This is a genomic window from Arthrobacter sp. G.S.26 (assembly GCF_050847375.1).
Lineage (GTDB): Bacteria > Actinomycetota > Actinomycetes > Actinomycetales > Micrococcaceae > Arthrobacter.
Genome location: NZ_CP193752.1, coordinates 929,177 through 946,180, shown reverse-complemented (window position 1 = coordinate 946,180; position 17,004 = coordinate 929,177). Strand labels below are relative to the sequence as shown.

Below are 17,004 nucleotides of genomic sequence, written 5' to 3'. Positions count from 1 at the left end.
TGCTCCTAAAGGGTGTTGATGGTGGTGCCGGCCGCCGTTGCCCGGGCTGAGTTCTTCAGTGATTGTGTGAGTTTGTGCAAGGTGGTGGCCGTGGTGCCGGCGTCTTCCTCGCTCCAGTCACGCAGGAGGTCCTGCAGCGCTGCTGCCCGTTGCTCCTCGATGTGCCGGAGCTTGTCCGCCCCCTGCGGGGTGAGCGCCACAAGCTGGGCCCGGCCATCGTCGGGATCCGGCCTGCGCACCACAAAGCCGTGGTCTTCGAGGTCGGCGATATGCCGGCTAAGGACCGGGGCGCTGACGCCCAGCCGCTCGGCAAGCCGCGTGGCCCGGGATTCCCCCTCCCCCACAAATCGCAGGACGCCCTGGAGCGCGACGCCTGTTTCCTGCCCCCGCACGTTGGCGGTGGCGATGCAGCGCACGGCCCGCTGGAGGTCGAAGATCTGGTACACCAGATCCGCTGCCGTGTCCGGAGCTACAGCCATGACTCGATTACTCCCTAGTTGCTTGCCTCAAGCAACCATATCTTAATTTGGTTGCTTTGGGAAACTATCATTGTGGGCTGCCCCGGAAATGCCGCAGGACCCCTGCCATCGGCAAGGGTCCTGCGGGGGTGGTGGGGAGCGTCAGTCGCCCAGGTGCGTCGGGGCGAACATCTTCAGCAGGGTTTCAACCACAACGACGTTGGGCCCGTCCCCGGCGAAGGATGCCTTCAGCGCGTCCCCCACATCCCCGGGGGCAACCCGCCGGGCCGGGACGCCGAACGCTTCGGCGAGTTTGACGAAGTCCGGCCGGGCCAGCTCGGTGGCCGTGGCCTGGCCGAATGCACCCACCATGTACTCGCGCAGGATGCCGTAGCCGCCGTCGTCGACAATCAGCCAGGTGACCGGCACGTTGTGCTGCTTGGCGGTGGCCAGCTCGGAAATGGAGTACATCGAGGAGCCGTCGCCGGATACCGCCAGGACCCGTGCGGGCCGGCCCAGCGTCTGCAGGCCCACGGCGCCGCCGATTGCCGCCGGGAAGCCATAGCCCAGTCCGCCCGCGCCCTGCGCGGAGTGGAACTGGCCCTCGCGCGCATCCCAGCAGCTCCAGCCCCAGTAGGCGGAGATGGTCATGTCCCAGAACGTTTGCATGTCCGCGGGGACAGCCTCCCGGATACCGGCCATAAACCCCAGTTCCTTGGCCAGGTCCTGGGATTCGAGCCGGGCCCGCACCTTGGCCAGCGCGTCCTTCACCACCGACGCCGGAGTTGCGCCGTGCCAGTTTGCCGGTACGGACCGGCCGGCGTCGAAGGCGGCGTCCAGGGCGGACAGCGCCTGGCCGGCGTCCGCCCGGATGCCCAGGCCGGGCCGGTTGGACTCCAGGACCCGGGGTTCCGCGTCGATCTGGATGATCCGGCCCCGCGGCGCGAACGTGAAGTAGTTGGAGGTGACCTCGCCCAGCGATGAGCCGATGACCACCAGGACATCGGCATCCTCCAGCACGTCGGTCATGTGCCGGTCCTCGATCCAGGACTGCAGCGACAAGTCATGGTTCCAGGGGAAGGCGCCGTTGCCGCCCGGCGTGCAGATCACCGGAGCCTGCAGTTTTTCGGCGAGGGACAGCAGCGTGGCCTCGGCCCGGCCGCGGCGCGTCCCGCCGCCGGCGATGATGGCCGGCCGTTCCGCAGCTTCCAGCCATTTAACGGCTTCCCGGACCAGCTCCACGCGGGGCGGGTTGTCGGCTGCCAGTGCCAATGCGTCCTCCACAGGCGGCACCATGATGGGGTCCAGCAGCACGTTCTGCGGGATTTCCAACCACACCGGACCCTGGGGGGAGGAGATCGCCTCGGTCCAGGCATCCTGGATGGCGGACGGGATGCCTGACGCGTGCTGGATCAGCCGCTGGCTTTTGGTGACGTTGGCTGCTGAGGCCTTCTGGTCATCGAGCTGGTGCAGCATGCCCTTGCGGCGGGCGCCGAGCCCTTCCAACGGAATCTGGCTGGCGACAACCACCATGGGCACTCCGGTGGCGTATGCCTCCTGGAGCCCGGCAAGTGACGTCAGCGCGCCGGGCCCGGTGGAGAGGAACAGGACCCCCACCTCGCCGGTGGCGCGGGAGTAGCCGTCGGCGGCGAACGCCGAGTTGTTCTCCACTCGGGACGAAACGAAGTGCAGGTTGCCGCGGCCCATGGCATCAAACAGGCCCAGCGCGTGCTGGCCCGGGATGCCAAAGACGGTTTTGGCGCCCAACGCTTCGAGGGTTTCCACCACCAGGTCACCGCCGTTGCGCACCGGACCGGGTGGCACGCCGGCAGCGTCAGCCGCCACAGCGGCTGGTACCCCGGCGGGGGTTGAACCTGCGGCTGGAAGCGTGGATCCGGCGTCGGCCATTGCCTTACTCCTTGCCGGCTGCAGCGAAGCCGGCAGGCTGGCGGGGTTCGCGGCCAAGCGCCTGGGCCGCGTAACCGGATTCCGCGCCGAACCGGTTGCCGGCCACGGTGTTGTCCGCCATCAGGGTCACCAGCTCGAAAGCCACGTGGCTTGCGGCCACGCCGGTGATTTCGGCGTGGTCGTACGCCGGGGCGACCTCGACAACGTCCGCGCCCACCAGGTTCATGCCGCGGAAGCCGCGGATGATTTCCAGGAGCTCCCGGCTGGTGATGCCGCCGGCCTCGGGCGTGCCGGTGCCGGGGGCGTGCGCGGGATCCAGGACGTCGATGTCCACCGAGATGTAGAGCGGGCGGTTGCCGATCCGGTCGCGGACCTTGGCCACCGTTTCCAGGACACCCTGGTAGTAGACGTCTGCGGAGGTAACGATGCCGAAGCCGAAGCGGTGGTCGTCGTCGAGGTCCTTTTTGCCGTAGAGGGGTCCGCGGGTGCCGATGTGGCTGATGGCTTCCGTGTCCAGGATGCCTTCCTCCACGGCGCGGCGGAACGGGGTGCCGTGGGTGTATTCGGCGCCGAAGTAGGTGTCCCAGGTGTCCAGGTGCGCATCGAAGTGCAGCATGGCGATGGGCCCGCCGGCGCGTTCGGCAGCCGCGCGCAGCAGGGGCAGGGCGATGGTGTGGTCCCCGCCCAGGGTGACGAGCTTGCTGCCGCCGGCGGTGAGGTCGAGCGCGTTCTGCTGGACCGTTTCGATGGCCTCGTTGATGTTGAAGGGGTTGACGGCCATGTCGCCGGCGTCCGCCACCTGGATGTTTTCGAAGGGGCTGACGTCCCACGCCGGGTTGTACGGGCGCAGCAGCCGGCTGGCCTCGCGGACGTGGTTGGCGCCGAACCGGGCACCGGGGCGGTAGGAGACGCCGGAGTCGAAGGGAACACCCACAACGGTGACATCAGCCTTGGCCACTTGGTCCAGCCGTGGCAGCCGGGCATAGGTCGCGGCGCCGGCGTAGCGGGGAATTCGGGATGAATCGATGGGACCAAGGTTGCCGTTGGCTTCGATGCGCAGCTCTTCCATGGGAGGGGCTCTCCTTCGCGGAGTTGGGGACTGATGTGATTGCCATCATACGCCACAGTTGTCTAATGGGCATCAAGTGTTTACAGAAAATTGGCTAAGCGTCCGACGACGGCAGCCCCGGAAACGGAAATGGCCGGGGCGGGTGCCGCAGCACCCACCCCGGCCATGGCCGGATTTTTCCGGCGTCGTCAGCCGGCCTGCCGGGCCCGCGAGCGCCACAGCAGCCAGATGAAGTACGGCGTGCCCAGTACGGCAGTGAGCAGCCCGGCGCCCAGTTGGGCGGGGGCAATGACGGTCCGGCCCAGCACGTCCGCGGCTCCCACCAGGATGGCGCCCAGCAGGATCGCCGTGAACAGGACCCGCGTGTGGCGCCGGCCCACCAGGGCCCGGGCGGCGTGCGGCGCGATCAGCCCCACAAACCCCACGGCCCCCACCGCCGCAATGGACAGCGCCGTGAGGATCACGCTGACCACCAGGAACAGCAGCCGGGCGCGTGCCAGCGGGACGCCCAGCAGCCGCGGGGTGTCCTCGTCCAGGCTCAGGATGTCCAGTTCACGGTGCCGGAACGCCGCCATCGGCACAAAGACCAACAGCCCGGCGGCCAGGGGAAGGACGTCCAGGAAGGTGCGACCGTAGGTGGAACCGGCCAGCCAGGTGAGGGCCTTGGTGGCGTTGAACGGATCCGTCAGCACAATCACCAGGCTGACCAAGGCCAGGGTGCCGGCGGAGACGCCCACCCCGATCAGCACCAGCCGGTTCTGCTGGTAGCCGCCCCGGGCTGCCAGCCCGAACACCAGGGCCGCCGCGAGCGCCGCCCCGGCCAGCGCCGCCAGGGAAATTCCCCATGGGCTGACCAGGGGGACGGTGGAGACCACCAGGACTGCGGCCAGTCCGGCGCCCCCGGAGACTCCCAGCAGGCCCGGTTCGGCCAGCGGGTTGCGGGTGATGGACTGGATCAGCGTTCCCGCCAGGGCCAGGGCCGCTCCCGCGGCCATGGCTGCGGCCACGCGGGGCGCCCGGGTATCCAGGACAAAGCCCACCATTTTGCCGCTCTCCCCCGCCAGCCAGTTCAGGACATCCCCGAGCAGCAGCTTGGCATCGCCCAGCAGCAGGGAGCCTGCCAGCACAGCCAGGGCCACAGCAGCCAGGACGGCGACCGTCAGCAGGTACCGCCAGCGCGGCGGCAGGGGGTGGTGGTCCGTAGGGGTCACGGACCCGGAGTCCTTGGCCCGGAAAGCCAGGACGATCAGGAACACGGCCCCCACCAGCGAGGTGATGACGCCCGTGGGCACCCGCACCGATGCGTCGGCGCCCACCACCGCGCGGAGCGCAACGTCCGAGGCGAGGATCAGGTTGGCGCCCATCAGGCCGGCAAGGGGCAGGAAAAAAACAGCCCGGCCCAGCCGCTGGACCCGGTTGGCCAGGGGCCGGACCAGGGCAGGCGCGCACAGCCCCACAAAACCGATGGGCCCGGCCAGGGTGACGGCCGCGGCCGACAACAGGACGGCGAGCAGGACTGCGCCAACCCGCGTGGACCGGACGTTGACGCCCAGGCTCCGGGCGGCGTCGTCCCCCAGGCCCAGCGCGTCCATGCGCCGGCCCAGCAGGAGCAGCCCGGCCAGGCCGACCACCAGCAGCGGCGCCACCTGGACCACGCCGGAGGTGCCGCCCTGGCTGATGCTGCCCTGGCCCCACTGGTAGAGGCCTTCGGTGGCCTGCGGATACAGCAGGAGCAGGGCGGACGTCATGGAGCCGAGGCCCAGGGCCAGGGCGCTGCCGGCCAGGACCAGCCGCAGCGCACCGGTTCCCAGCCCCGAGAGGCCCAGGACCACTGCGGCGGCTGCCAGGCCGCCAACAAAAGCCACTGCAGAGGATGCCAGCAGCGGGAGGCTGAAGCCGGTGACGGAGGCGATGCCCAGGGCAAAGTAGGCGCCGGCGTTGACCGCCAGCGTGTCCGGCGAGGCCAGGACGTTGCGGCTGATGGACTGCAGGGCGGCGCCGGCCACGCCCAGGGCCAGGCCCACAACGATGCCTGCCAGCATCCGCGGGAGCCGCGAGGCCATCACCACGGCGGCCGAATCCTGGTCCGCCGAGCCCAGGAACACGTTCCAGAGTTCCACCGGACCAACGGCCGCGGTGCCCTGGGTGAGGTCGATCAACGCGAGCGCTGCGCACAGGGCCAGCGCGCCGGCCAGGACCCCGGCCACGGCCCCGTTACCGCCGGAGCGCCGCCGGACGGGCGCCTCGGCGGTAACAGCGGCGCTCATGCGATCACTTGGTAAGGGCCGTAATGGCAGCATCGACGTAGGCCGTCATGGACGCCGGGCCACCGAACATCCAGATGCCGTCGGACAGGCGGTGGACGTTGCCGGCGGTGACGAACGGCAGGGACTGCCAGATCGGGTTGGCGCCGAGGACGTCGGCGAACGGGTCGCCGTCCACCTTGTTGGTGATGTAGAGGAATTCAACGTCGCTGAGGCTGGTCAGGCCTTCGACATCGGTGGATGCCAGGCCATAGTCCTTGTCGCCTTCCAGGGTCCACGCATTGTCGAGGCCCAGTTCCGCGGTGACGTCGCCGATCAGGGAGCCCTTGGTGTAGGGCCGGATGCCTACCTGGTTGCCCTGGGCGTAGCCGTCAGCGAAGGCGACCTTGGCTCCGGCGAGCCCTGCGGCCGCGAGCGTTTCGCGGCCCTTGGCCACGGCGTCGTCGAATGCTGCCTTGACCCCGGTGGCTTTGTCCTCCGTGCCGGTGGCCTTGGCGATCAGGTCCAGGTTGGTGTTCATCTGGGCGATCTGGCCTTCGCCGTTGGCGGAGCGGACCTGCAGGACCGGGGCGATCTTGCGCAGCTGCTCGACGGCGGCGGCAGGCAGGTCGGTGGTGGCCACGATCAGGTCGGGCGCCAGGGACGCGACGGTGTCCACGCTGGGCTCACCGCGGGTGCCGATGTCCTTGGGCTCGTTGTCGAGGGGAACGGCGGCGGCCCAGGCGCTGTAGCCGGGGACATCGGCAACACCTACGGGGTCAACGCCGAGGGAGACGAGGTTTTCCACGACGTTCCATTCGGTGCCCACCACTTTGGTGGCGGGGGCGTCGAGGGTGATGGTGGTGCCGCTGGCGTCGGTCAGCTCGATGCCGGCTCCGGAGGCCGAGGGGTTGTCGGCAGGTTCCGTGGTTCCACAGGCGGAGAGGGCCAGCGCCGCTGCAACAGCGGCGGAGGCCAGGATTGGCTTCTTCATGGGGATGTAACCAGTCTTTCGGTACGGGTGTGGTGCTTGCCGATGGCGCGGGTGCGCAACCGGCCGGTGCTTGGATCGGTGTCGACCTCGATCCGGATTCCGTAGACCCCGCTCAGAAGCGCGGAGGTGAGAACGGAGGCTGGTGTGCCGGACGCAATGACACGCCCCTGGCCCAGTAATACGACCCGGTCGGCGAGCGCCGCGGCCTGGTCAAGATCGTGCAGGACCACGCCCACGGCGATGTCCTGCTGGTCGGCGAGGTCCCGGATGAGGTCCAGGAGTTCCACCTGGTAGCGGAGGTCCAGGTAGGTGGTGGGTTCGTCCAGCAGCAGCACGCCGGTTTCCTGCGCCAGGCAGCTGGCCAGCCAGACGCGCTGCAGCTGGCCGCCGGAGAGCTGGTCAACGCCGCGGTCCGCCACTCCGCCGGTGCCGGTCAGGGCCAGGCACTTATTCACGACGGCGGCACCGGCCGGATCGGCCTTGCCCCAGCGGCCGCGGTGCGGGTAGCGGCCGAACTCGACAACGTCGCGAAAGCTCAGGACGGCGGGCGTGGGCCGGCTTTGGGTCAGGAGGGCCACGTGGCGGGCGAACTCGCGCGCCGAGAGGGAGAGTGCGTCGGCGGCTTCGTCACCGGGGCTCCCGCCCAGGGTCAGCGTCCCGGTCCTGGGGTCCTGCAGGCGGGCCAGCGTGCGCAGCAGGGTTGACTTGCCGCTGCCGTTGGGGCCCACCAGGGCGGTGACCTGGCCGGGCACCAGGGTCAGCGACGCATCGTGGACAACATCCGTGCCGCCATAGGCAACGGTGATGCCGGCGCCCTTCAAGGCGTGCGGGATCGCGGGGCTGGACTTAGGGTTCACATACTAAGGCTAGCCTATCCTTAGGGTCCACCCGACCACGTTACGCGGAGTTGTCCCTGTTCAGCGGCTGGCCGCCGGGACCAGCACCCAGAGGACCTCGACCGGCTGGTCGGTGGGGTTCACCCAGGTGTGGGGCTCGCGGCCCGGGAACGTGACGGTGTCCCCCGCATCGAGGTCGTATTCCTCATTGGTCAGGATGAGCCGGATGCTGCCGCTGATCACGTGCAGCACGTCGACGTCGCAGTCCACGGCATACAGTTCGGACTCGCCGCGGCCGTGCGGCTCAATAACGGCCTGGATGATCTGGAGGCGGCGTTCGGACCGGGCCGTCAGGAGCCGCTCAACGATGCCTTGGCCGCCCAAGGAAATCCGCGGCCCGTCGTTGCGTTTGGTCAGGTGCGTCTCGGGGGCCGCAAAAAGCTCGCCGATGGAGATCGACAGGACCTGGCACAGGGTGACCAGCGAGGCCACCGACGGGGAGGTCAGGTCGCGCTCAACCCGGCTCAGGAAGCCCTTGGTCAGGCCGGTGGCATCGGCCACCTGTTCGATGGTGAGCCGCTGGGACTGCCGGGCCGCCCGGATCCTCGAGCCGATGGCCACCGGAACGTTGCTCGGTTCAACTGGCAGTGCCTTCATGTACGAACCTTTCATGGCCGGCCACCCGGCCCCACTCTGGAGCAATACTAATGGCCTGCTGCCACTGTGACGCTTCCATGGCGGGCGCGCCACGGCGCCTCAGGGCGCCCTTGACTGTTACGGCCGTCACAGCCTACGCTTTTGAAAACACTTGTTGCCTATCAGGCAATATTTGCGACTCCGCTCTCATCCGCACCCCCAGCAGCGGCGCCCCGGCTTTCCCCGCCCCGGCCCGCTTAACAACCTGCTCCGAGGAGCCAACATGGATGCAAACGTCATCAACATCGCCATTGTGGTGGTGTACCTACTCGCCATGCTTGCCTTCGGCTGGTGGGGCAAGTCCCGCACCAAGTCCAACAGCGACTTCCTGGTGGCCGGCCGCCGCCTCGGCCCATTCCTCTATACCGGCACCATGGCCGCGGTGGTCCTGGGCGGTGCGTCCACCGTGGGCGGCGTGGGACTGGGCTACAAGTTCGGCATCTCCGGCATGTGGCTGGTGGTGGCCATCGGCGCGGGCGTCCTGCTCCTGAGCCTGCTCTTTGCCCCCATCATCCAGAAGCTGAAGATCTACACGGTCTCGCAGATGCTGACCCTGCGCTACGGCAGCAAGGCCACCCAGGCCTCCGGCATCGTGATGCTGGCGTACACGCTGATGCTGTGCGCCACGTCCACCGGCGCCTACGCCACCATTTTTGTGGTGCTGTTCGGCATGGACCGGGCCTTGGCCATCGCCGTCGGCGGCGCCATTGTGCTGGTCTACTCCACCGTGGGCGGCATGTGGTCCATCACCCTGGCGGACCAGGTCCAGTTCGTCATCAAGACCGTGGGCATTTTTTTCCTGATGCTGCCCTTCACGCTGAACGCCGCCGGCGGCCTGGACGGCATCCGCAGCCGCGTTGATGCGAGCTTCTTCCAGATCGACGGCATCGGTGTCCAGACCATCATCACGTACTTCGTGGTGTACACCCTGGGCCTGCTGATCGGCCAGGACATCTGGCAGCGCGTCTTCACGGCCAAGACCCCCACCGTTGCCCGCTGGGGCGGTGCCACCGCCGGCATCTACTGCATCCTTTACGGCGTGGCCGGCGCCCTGATCGGTATGGCCGCCAGCGTGGCGCTCGCCAACATCGAAATCGCCGCCAAGGACGACGTCTACGCGGAAGTGGCCCAGAACCTGCTCCCTGTGGGCATCGGCGGACTGGTCCTGGCCGCCGCAGTGGCAGCCATGATGTCCACCGCTTCCGGCGCCCTGATCGCCGCAGCGACAGTGGCCCGCGCCGACGTCCTGCCGTTTGTGGCCAGCTGGTTCGGCAAGGACATCAACACGGACGACACCGACAACCCGGAGCACGATGTCCGGGCCAACCGCATCTGGGTCCTGACCCTGGGCATCATCGCCATTGTGATCGCCATCGTCACCAAGGACGTGGTGGCGGCCCTCACCATCGCGTACGACATCCTGGTGGGCGGGCTCCTGGTGGCCATCCTCGGCGGCCTCGTGTGGAAGCGCGGCACCGGGATCGCCGCCGCCGCCTCCATGGCCGTCGGCTCGGTGGTCACCCTCGGCACCATGATCGTCCTGGAAATCAACGCCAAAGCTCCACTGGACGGCATCTACGCCAACGAGCCGATCTACTACGGGCTGGTTGCCTCGGCAGTCGTCTACGTTGTGGTGTCCCTGGCCACGAGGCCCACGGACCCGCACGTTATGCGGAACTGGCAGCGGCGCGTCGCCGGCCAGGACAGCGAGCCGGCGCCCGCAGACGCGGTCACCACCTCCTGATACCGGGTCGCACGACGGCGGCACCTCCTTTTGTTTCCCAGCGGAAGGAGGTGCCGCCGTCGTCAGTCCTGCCCGGTTGGTCCCGCACGTGGCAGTCCTGCCGGGTCAGTCCTGCTCGTCCCCGCGGACTTCGTCCGGGTCCATCGGGACCTCCCGGTCTTCGGCGTCGTTGACCGGCCGGGACCGGACCGCGGGCTCTTCCGCATCGGGGAAGGGATCTTCCGGGTCCAGGGCGGCGTCGGCGGGCGTTTCCCCGGCATAGTCGTAAGCGGGGTCCGCCTCCACGGCGTCGAGGTGCGGCATGTCCGGGTGCTGTCCGCTGGTGCTCATCACAGAACCTCCACTGATTGACGGTGTGGCACATCGGGTGGGCGCCGGCCGCGCCGCCCAATTCATCTCAGCACCACGCCCGGGGGCGGTCAAGGGGTCCCCGGCTGGCGTGCCGGCGGCTTCCCCACATGATGGAAAAGTTACGGCGGACCGAAACCCCGGAGCTAGGGTTGCCAGCCGAAAAACCGCGGAAATCCGCAGTAAACTGGCGTGGCAATGGAGCCGAAACCGTGCCCCATCCAGCCCAGGAGTCCTCCGTGCCGCAGCACGCCACACCCAATCACCAACCGGCCCCCGCCGGATCCGCGGGCACCCCGGAAACCCCGGTTACCCCGGTTCCGTCGGCCGCCGACATCAGGCGCTGGCGCCAGTACCTCGCCGACGAACGGGCCGAGGCCGCCGTCTACCGCGACCTGGCCCAGAACCGCCAGGGCGAGGAGCGGGCCATCCTCCTGGCCCTGGCCGAAGCGGAAGGCCGGCACGAAGCGCACTGGCTGGGCCTGCTCGGGGACAACGCGGGCCGCACCCGGCCGGCATCGGTCCGCAGCCAGCTGCTGGGCTTCCTGGCCCGCCACTTCGGTTCGGTCTTTGTCCTGGCACTCGCCCAGCGGGCCGAGGGCCGCTCGCCCTACGCCAAGGACCCCAACGCCACCGAAGCCATGGCCGCTGACGAACAGATCCATGAGGAAGTGGTCCGCGGACTGGCCACCCGCGGCCGCAACCGGCTGGCAGGCACCTTCCGGGCTGCCGTCTTCGGGGCCAACGACGGACTGGTCAGCAACCTCTCGCTGGTAATGGGCATGGCCGCATCCGGCGTGGCCAGCAGCGTGGTGCTGCTCAGCGGCATCGCCGGGCTCCTTGCGGGTGCCATGTCCATGGGTGCGGGCGAGTTCATCTCCGTCCGGTCCCAGCGCGAACTGCTTGACGCCACCCGGCCCACCCAGGTCACCCTGGCTGCAGCACCGAAGCTCGACCTGGAACACAACGAACTCCTGCTGGTCTACCTGGCCCGCGGCATGTCCCAGGAAGCAGCCCAACACCGGGTGGCCGAGCGGATGGGACAGCTCTCCTGCGACTGCGACCCCAGCCTTTCGCTGCACCCGGAAGAGCCGGCGGAAGAGGACCAACACGAGGCCGTGGGCACTGCTTGGGGCGCCGCCCTCTCCAGCTTCTGCTTCTTTGCCTCCGGGGCCATCATTCCCATCCTGCCGTTCCTGTTCGGCCTGACCGGAGTTGCTGCGCTGGTTGTGGCGGGCGCCCTGGTGGGCCTTGCCCTGCTGGGTACCGGTGGCATCGTGGGACTGCTTTCGGGGACGTCGCCGCTGACCCGGGGGCTGCGCCAGCTGGGCATCGGGCTCGGTGCCGCCGCCGTCACCTACGTCCTGGGGCTCGCCTTCGGCACCGTGGTGGGCTAGTTTTGGTGCATCCAACGACGGAAGGCTGACCATGCAGCGCCGGCCCCCACGCCATGCGGAGCCCACGTCGGGCCGCAGCGGGACGCCGCGACCACGCTACCGGCTGGTGCTGGTCGCAGGGCTATGCGTGGCGGGCGTTTTTGGGGCCGCAGTGGTGCTGGACGATCCACGGGTCAAGCAGTTCCTGGACCTCCGGATCGGGCCCGGCACCCGGCAGGGCGCGGGACCGGGCGAAGGCGCCGTGCCGGGCGACGCCGAAGCCCCGCCGGCCGCAGAGGTCAGTACTGCGGCCCCGCCTGCCGGCGTCGAGGAGGCAGCCGAACCGCTCCTCACCCCGGCCCCGCCCGCCGTCGGAAGCGATGCCTACCATTTCCTGCTGGTCAACGGGGACGGCACACCTGTGGGCTACTCCCCCTGCCGCCCTCTGCACTATGTGGTCAACACGGACCTCGAACCCGACGGTGCGGCCGAGCTGGTGCCGAGGGCCATCGAGACCATTTCGGCAGCAACCGGCATCTCTTTTGTCTACGACGGCACCACTGACGAGCAGCCGTCGGCGCAGCGGCCGCCGTTCCAACCCGACGGGTACGGCGCCCGCTGGGCACCGCTTTTGATCGCGTGGACCACCCCCGAGGTGGCGCCGCAGCTGAAGGGTCCCGTGATCGGCACCGGGGGCAGCACCCACTTCAGTTTCGACGGCGGCCCCAAGACCTTTGTGACCGGCGGCCTGGACCTTGACGCCCCGCAGATCGCCGATGAACTGCTCAACCCTGACGGCGACAAATACGCCACTGCCGTCATCCTGCATGAGCTGGGCCATGTGATGGGCCTGGACCACGTTGATGACCCCGCCCAGCTGATGTATCCGGAGATCGGCACCCCGGAAGGCCTGTCCGACGGCGACCGCAACGGCCTGTATGAACTCAGCAAGGCTGCCTGCCGCAAGGACCTCTGACCCGCCCTGGTGGCATGTCCTGGAAAAGTCCTGATGTCACGACAGGTCAAATTGCCTGGTCACCGGCAGGGCAGGCCTTGACCCGCCGTCCGTCCCTGCTACCATCAGGGAAGAAACTATGTCCTATCAAGAGAACATATACCGGCAAAGCAGCCGCCTGCAGCAGCCGCCGCACGGCGTCCGGCCGCAACCAAGGAACAGGAACGTACCGTGGCGAACAACCTGGGTGTCAGCATCGACCGCTCCTCTCCCGTGCCCCTCTACCACCAGGTGGTGCAGGGAATTGAGGCCGCCATCCACAGCGGCATCCTCGAACCGGGCAGCCGGCTGGACAACGAGATCGACCTGGCAGCCCAACTGAACCTTTCGCGCCCCACCATGCGCAAGGCCATGGACGAACTGGTCCGCTCGGGCCTGCTGGTCCGCAAGCGCGGCGTCGGCACCCAGGTGGTCTCCAGCCAGGTCCGCCGGCCGCTGGAACTGTCCAGCCTGTTTGATGACCTCACCAACAACGGCAAAAAACCCACCACTGATGTGTTGAGCTTTTCCCACGTGGATGCGGACGAAGCCACCCTGGCCACGCTCCAGCTGCCGGCCGGCTCCAAGGTCTACCACTTCACCAGGCTGCGGAAAGTCGGGGGCAAACCCCTGGCCCTGATGGAAAACTGGGTCCGCGACGACATTGTGGGCATGGACGAAGCCCTGCTGGCAGCTGAGGGCCTCTACGCCGTGCTGCGCCGCGGCGGCGTCAACTTCCGGCTGGCCAACCAGCGGATCGGCGCCATGATCGCCAATGATTACCAGGCCTCGATGCTGGACACCAAAGCCGGCCACGCACTGGTGACCATGGAACGCACCGCAGTGGATGACACCGGCAGGCGGGTTGAAACCGGGCACCACGTGTACCGCGCCGATTCCTACAGTTTCGAAATGACTCTCGTACAGCGCTGATTTTTTAGGAGCACTCTCCATGACCAACTGGGTCTATCCCCTGGGCACCGCCACCGACGGCCCCTGGGACGTCTCGATCGGCACGTCAGATTCCACCCTTTCCGTTGCCGGCTGGGCCCATACGGGCCTGAAGGTTGCCACGCTGGCCGCGGGCACCGCCGTCGTTCTCCCTGCGGCGGACGAGGAACGCATTGTGGTGCCCCTCAACGGCGCCTTCAGCGTGACCGTTGACGGCACACAGTACGAACTGGCCGGCCGCGCTTCGGTATTCCACGGCCCCAGCGACGTCCTCTACTCCGGCACGGCGCGGGAAGTAACCATCACCTCGGCCGACGGCGGCCGTGTTGCCGTGGCCACCGCCCCGGCCGGAGCCCACTATCCCACCCGACTGGTGACGGCGGCCGAAACGCCCGTGGAACTGCGCGGCGCCGGCAACTGCTCACGCCAGGTGCATAACTTCGGCACGCCGGCCGCCCTGCAAGCAGACCGGTTTATCGTCTGCGAAGTCCTCACCCCCGCGGGAAACTGGTCCTCCTACCCGCCGCACAAGCACGATGAGGAAAAGGACGGCGAAACCTCCCTCGAGGAGATCTACTACTTCGAGACCCGGGTGGCCGCCAGCTCCGTAGCGCCGGCCGACGCCGATGCGATCGGTTACCAGCGGGTCTATGCCTCGGACGAACGGCCCATCGACGTCTCCGCCGAGGTCCGCACCGGCGACGTGGTGCTGGTCCCTTACGGCTGGCACGGCCCGGCCATGGCTGCGCCCGGTTACGACCTCTACTACCTCAACGTGATGGCCGGTCCCGGCCCGGTCCGGGAATGGCTCATCAGCGATGACCCGCACCACGGTTGGGTCCGTCAGGGCTGGGCCGCGCAGGACGTGGATCCCCGGCTGCCGTTCGGCGCCTGACTCCCGCTTGTTTGCAGCCCGCATACCGCGGCGGCCCCAGGCGGCAATGGCATAGTGGAGTCTTGTGAAAGAGACTTCCGGGGTCCCCCGGCCCGCGACCATGGCGGATGTGGCGCGCAACGCCGGGGTGAGCCGCGCCCTGGTTTCCCTGGTGATGCGGGATTCGCCCAAAGTTTCGCCGGCCAGGCGGGCCGCCGTTGAGGCCAGCGCCAGTGCCCTGGGCTATTCGCCGAACAGGCTGGCCAGCCGGCTGGCCAGCCGCCGCACCAGGACGATCGGGGTGCTGTTCCTCGACCTGCACAACTCCGTTTTTGCCGACATTTACGACGGCATCACCGAAGCTCTGGAAAGCAGCGGCAACCAGGTGATGGTTGCTGTGGGATCCGCCGATCCCCGGACAGAAATCGAAGCGGTCAGGAACTTCGTTGACCTCCGCGTGGACGGCGTCATCCTGGCCGGCTACACCGGTTCGGCCAGCGACCTGGCGGCGGCCCTGCGCGGGACGGACGCCGTGGTGATCACCCGGGACCTTGAATTGCCGGGCGTCGACTCCGTCATGACGAACGACTTCCGCTCCGGCGCGCTGGCCGTGGAGCACCTGCACGGGCTGGGGCACCGGCGGATCGCCCACGTGGACATCTCCGAGTGGATTCCCTACACCGCCCGCCGGGAGGGGTACCTGCACGCCATGAAGGACCTCGGCCTGGCGCCCCTCCTGGTCCACAGCGACATGACCGAGCGCGGCGGCCGGGCCGTGATGGAACAGTTCCTTGCGTCCGGCGCGGAGCTGCCCACAGCTGTCTTTGCGCACAACGACCTCACGGCCATCGGCGTGATGGAAGCACTCATGGCGGCCGGGCTGCGGGTGCCGGAGGATGTTGCGGTGGTGGGGTGCGACAACATCGAGGTGGCCGCGTCACCCCTGATCGGGCTGACATCGATTGACCAGCACCCCGCCGAACTCGGCCGGCTGGCGGCCCGGGCAATGCTGGACCGGATCGATGGTGCCGACGGCGCTGGCGTTCCCGCAGTGTCCCGGAAGCTGGAGCCGGTACTGCTGGTGCGCCGCTCCTCGGATCCGGCCGCCGGGAAACCCATGCCGGGAAGGCTGCCGCCGGAGGAGCCGCAGCCGGGAGGGCTGTAAAAAAGCTGTAGCCGGGGACAGCCGGACTGCCCGGTCAGCGCCGGGTTACGGCCAGGTCTGCGGCCCCGTCAGCCAGTTGGCCGGCGTCGTGCTGGACCCCCTGGTGCGGGCGGCCGTCGTCGTCTGCTTCGCCGGCGACCTTCCCGGCGTCGCGAGCCTCAGCAGCGCTGTCCCCGGCGTCCTGGGCGCTGCCCCGCTTGGCGGCCGCTGCTGCAAACGCCATCACCGCCAGGCCCAGGATGGTGATGCCGGCACCGGCCCAGATGGGTGAGGTGTAGCCCAGCCCTGCGGTGATGGTGACCCCGCCCAGCCAGGCACCCAGGGCGTTGCCTACATTGAACGCGCCGATGTTGGCGCCCGAGGCCAGGGTGGGGGCCGTGCTGGCGTACTTCATCACGCGCATCTGCAGGCCGGGAACCGTGGCAAAGCCAAAGCCGCCCATCAGCACCAGGGACACCACAGTCAGGACCTGGTTGCCGGCCGTCAGCGCGAAGGCCACCAGCACCACGGACAGGACAGCCAGGACCACCACGAGGGTGCGGTCCACGTTGCGGTCGGCCGCCCGGCCGCCCACGGTGTTTCCCACAAACAGGCCCACCCCGAAGACGATCAGGAGCCACGGCACAGTAGTGGCGGCGAAGCCGGAGACCTCAGTCAGCGTGTAGGCGATGTAGGTGAAGGCGCCAAACATGCCGCCGTAGCCAAGGACAGTCACCAGGATGGACAACCAGACCTGGCCGGAACGGAACGCCCGCAGCTCACCGCGCAGGCCGCCGGCTTCCGCCGGTGTGCCCGGCGTCCTGGGAACCAGGAGCAGGATGCCGGTCAGGGCGATCACCCCAATACCTGTGATGGCCCAGAACGTTGCCCGCCACCCTGCAGCCTGGCCCAGCAGGGTGCCGAAGGGAACGCCCAGCACGTTGGCCGCGGTCAGCCCGGTGAACATCAGTGCTATGGCCGCGGCCTTCCTGGTGGGGGCCACCATGTCCGCGGCCACCACCGCGCCGATGCCAAAGAACGCGCCGTGGGCAAGGGCCGCGAGGATCCGGCCTGCCATCATGGGCCAGTATTCCGGAGCGGTGGCGGAGAGCAGGTTGCCGGCAATGAACAGGACCAGCAGGGCGGCCAGCACCGGTTTACGGTCAAACCGCGAGAGGGCCGCCGTAAGTCCCAGCGCGCCCACCACCACGGCCAGCGCGTACCCGGAGATGAACCAGCCGGCCGCGGCCTCACTCACAGCGAAGTCTGCCGCCACTTCGGGCAGCAGGCCCATGATGACAAATTCGGTGAGTCCGATCCCGAACCCTCCCAGGGCGAGGGCTAGCAGGCCAACAGGCATGGCGGTGCT

The 17,004-nt window shown here is 68.6% G+C and carries 15 protein-coding genes; 6 read left to right on the top strand and 9 right to left on the bottom strand.

The features are described 5' to 3' along the window. Positions 1-5: 5 nt before the first annotated feature. The 7 genes from ACRB8A_RS04370 to ACRB8A_RS04340 all read right to left on the bottom strand — a co-directional run bounded on the left by ACRB8A_RS04370 (position 6) and on the right by ACRB8A_RS04340 (position 8,165). Complete coding sequence (locus ACRB8A_RS04370) at positions 6-479, bottom strand: MarR family winged helix-turn-helix transcriptional regulator (protein WP_050683938.1); 474 nt, start codon at positions 477-479, stop codon at positions 6-8. A 141-nt stretch (positions 480-620) separates the two neighbouring features. Further along, positions 621-2,366: a thiamine pyrophosphate-binding protein gene (locus tag ACRB8A_RS04365; RefSeq protein ID WP_231685989.1), complete on the bottom strand. Its 1,746-nt coding sequence runs from the start codon at positions 2,364-2,366 to the stop codon at positions 621-623. A gap of 4 nt (positions 2,367-2,370) precedes the next feature. After that, complete coding sequence (gene speB / locus ACRB8A_RS04360; RefSeq protein WP_285241433.1) at positions 2,371-3,435, bottom strand: agmatinase; 1,065 nt, start codon at positions 3,433-3,435, stop codon at positions 2,371-2,373. A 188-nt stretch (positions 3,436-3,623) separates the two neighbouring features. Continuing rightward, positions 3,624-5,702, bottom strand: coding sequence for an iron ABC transporter permease (locus tag ACRB8A_RS04355; protein ID WP_432245667.1), 2,079 nt, complete (start codon positions 5,700-5,702; stop codon positions 3,624-3,626). A gap of 4 nt (positions 5,703-5,706) precedes the next feature. Further along, on the bottom strand, positions 5,707-6,672 hold the full coding sequence (locus ACRB8A_RS04350; RefSeq protein ID WP_285241435.1) for an iron-siderophore ABC transporter substrate-binding protein: 966 nt from the start codon (positions 6,670-6,672) through the stop codon (positions 5,707-5,709). Then, complete coding sequence (locus tag ACRB8A_RS04345; RefSeq protein ID WP_432245666.1) at positions 6,669-7,529, bottom strand: ABC transporter ATP-binding protein; 861 nt, start codon at positions 7,527-7,529, stop codon at positions 6,669-6,671. Before ACRB8A_RS04345 ends, ACRB8A_RS04350 begins: the two co-directional genes overlap by 4 nt. A 60-nt stretch (positions 7,530-7,589) precedes the next feature. Continuing rightward, positions 7,590-8,165 carry a cupin domain-containing protein gene (locus ACRB8A_RS04340; protein ID WP_050683941.1) on the bottom strand — a complete coding sequence of 192 codons (576 nt, stop codon included), beginning with the start codon at positions 8,163-8,165 and terminating at the stop codon, positions 7,590-7,592. Between the two features lie 262 nt (positions 8,166-8,427). On the opposite strand from ACRB8A_RS04340, the gene ACRB8A_RS04335 reads away from it, so the two are divergent. After that, on the top strand, positions 8,428-9,948 hold the full coding sequence (locus tag ACRB8A_RS04335) for a sodium:solute symporter (RefSeq protein ID WP_285241436.1): 1,521 nt from the start codon (positions 8,428-8,430) through the stop codon (positions 9,946-9,948). 105 nt (positions 9,949-10,053) lie between these two features. Here the strand turns inward: ACRB8A_RS04335 and ACRB8A_RS04330 are convergent, their stop codons facing one another. Next, positions 10,054-10,278 carry a hypothetical protein gene (locus ACRB8A_RS04330; protein WP_050683943.1) on the bottom strand — a complete coding sequence of 75 codons (225 nt, stop codon included), beginning with the start codon at positions 10,276-10,278 and terminating at the stop codon, positions 10,054-10,056. A gap of 230 nt (positions 10,279-10,508) precedes the next feature. Here ACRB8A_RS04330 and ACRB8A_RS04325 point away from each other — a divergent pair, with 230 nt between their 5' ends. The 5 genes from ACRB8A_RS04325 to ACRB8A_RS04305 all read left to right on the top strand — a co-directional run bounded on the left by ACRB8A_RS04325 (position 10,509) and on the right by ACRB8A_RS04305 (position 15,656). Continuing rightward, positions 10,509-11,693, top strand: a complete 1,185-nt coding sequence (locus tag ACRB8A_RS04325; RefSeq protein ID WP_432245665.1) for a VIT1/CCC1 transporter family protein — start codon at positions 10,509-10,511, stop codon at positions 11,691-11,693. 31 nt (positions 11,694-11,724) lie between these two features. After that, complete coding sequence (locus ACRB8A_RS04320; RefSeq protein WP_050683944.1) at positions 11,725-12,648, top strand: matrixin family metalloprotease; 924 nt, start codon at positions 11,725-11,727, stop codon at positions 12,646-12,648. A 210-nt stretch (positions 12,649-12,858) separates the two neighbouring features. Beyond that, positions 12,859-13,599, top strand: coding sequence for a GntR family transcriptional regulator (locus ACRB8A_RS04315; protein ID WP_432245664.1), 741 nt, complete (start codon positions 12,859-12,861; stop codon positions 13,597-13,599). Between the two features lie 19 nt (positions 13,600-13,618). Further along, positions 13,619-14,512 carry a 5-deoxy-glucuronate isomerase gene (iolB, locus tag ACRB8A_RS04310; RefSeq protein WP_432245663.1) on the top strand — a complete coding sequence of 298 codons (894 nt, stop codon included), beginning with the start codon at positions 13,619-13,621 and terminating at the stop codon, positions 14,510-14,512. A 64-nt stretch (positions 14,513-14,576) separates the two neighbouring features. Continuing rightward, positions 14,577-15,656 carry a LacI family DNA-binding transcriptional regulator gene (locus tag ACRB8A_RS04305; RefSeq protein WP_432245662.1) on the top strand — a complete coding sequence of 360 codons (1,080 nt, stop codon included), beginning with the start codon at positions 14,577-14,579 and terminating at the stop codon, positions 15,654-15,656. Positions 15,657-15,690: 34 nt separating this feature from the next. On the opposite strand, the gene ACRB8A_RS04300 is transcribed toward ACRB8A_RS04305, so the two are convergent. Next, positions 15,691-16,995: an MFS transporter gene (locus ACRB8A_RS04300; RefSeq protein WP_432245661.1), complete on the bottom strand. Its 1,305-nt coding sequence runs from the start codon at positions 16,993-16,995 to the stop codon at positions 15,691-15,693. Positions 16,996-17,004: the final 9 nt, after the last annotated feature.

What these genes read in the sequence shown, in the direction of transcription:
- ACRB8A_RS04365 (WP_231685989.1), bottom strand. Translation starts at nt 2,366, where the DNA reads ATGGCCGACGCCGGATCCACGCTTCCAGCCGCAGGTTCAACCCCCGCC.
- ACRB8A_RS04340 (WP_050683941.1), bottom strand. Translation starts at nt 8,165, where the DNA reads ATGAAGGCACTGCCAGTTGAACCGAGCAACGTTCCGGTGGCCATCGGC.
- ACRB8A_RS04300 (WP_432245661.1), bottom strand. Translation starts at nt 16,995, where the DNA reads ATGCCTGTTGGCCTGCTAGCCCTCGCCCTGGGAGGGTTCGGGATCGGA.
- speB (WP_285241433.1), bottom strand. Translation starts at nt 3,435, where the DNA reads ATGGAAGAGCTGCGCATCGAAGCCAACGGCAACCTTGGTCCCATCGAT.
- ACRB8A_RS04335 (WP_285241436.1), top strand. Translation starts at nt 8,428, where the DNA reads ATGGATGCAAACGTCATCAACATCGCCATTGTGGTGGTGTACCTACTC.
- ACRB8A_RS04370 (WP_050683938.1), bottom strand. Translation starts at nt 479, where the DNA reads ATGGCTGTAGCTCCGGACACGGCAGCGGATCTGGTGTACCAGATCTTC.
- ACRB8A_RS04320 (WP_050683944.1), top strand. Translation starts at nt 11,725, where the DNA reads ATGCAGCGCCGGCCCCCACGCCATGCGGAGCCCACGTCGGGCCGCAGC.
- ACRB8A_RS04350 (WP_285241435.1), bottom strand. Translation starts at nt 6,672, where the DNA reads ATGAAGAAGCCAATCCTGGCCTCCGCCGCTGTTGCAGCGGCGCTGGCC.
- iolB (WP_432245663.1), top strand. Translation starts at nt 13,619, where the DNA reads ATGACCAACTGGGTCTATCCCCTGGGCACCGCCACCGACGGCCCCTGG.
- ACRB8A_RS04330 (WP_050683943.1), bottom strand. Translation starts at nt 10,278, where the DNA reads ATGAGCACCAGCGGACAGCACCCGGACATGCCGCACCTCGACGCCGTG.
- ACRB8A_RS04355 (WP_432245667.1), bottom strand. Translation starts at nt 5,702, where the DNA reads ATGAGCGCCGCTGTTACCGCCGAGGCGCCCGTCCGGCGGCGCTCCGGC.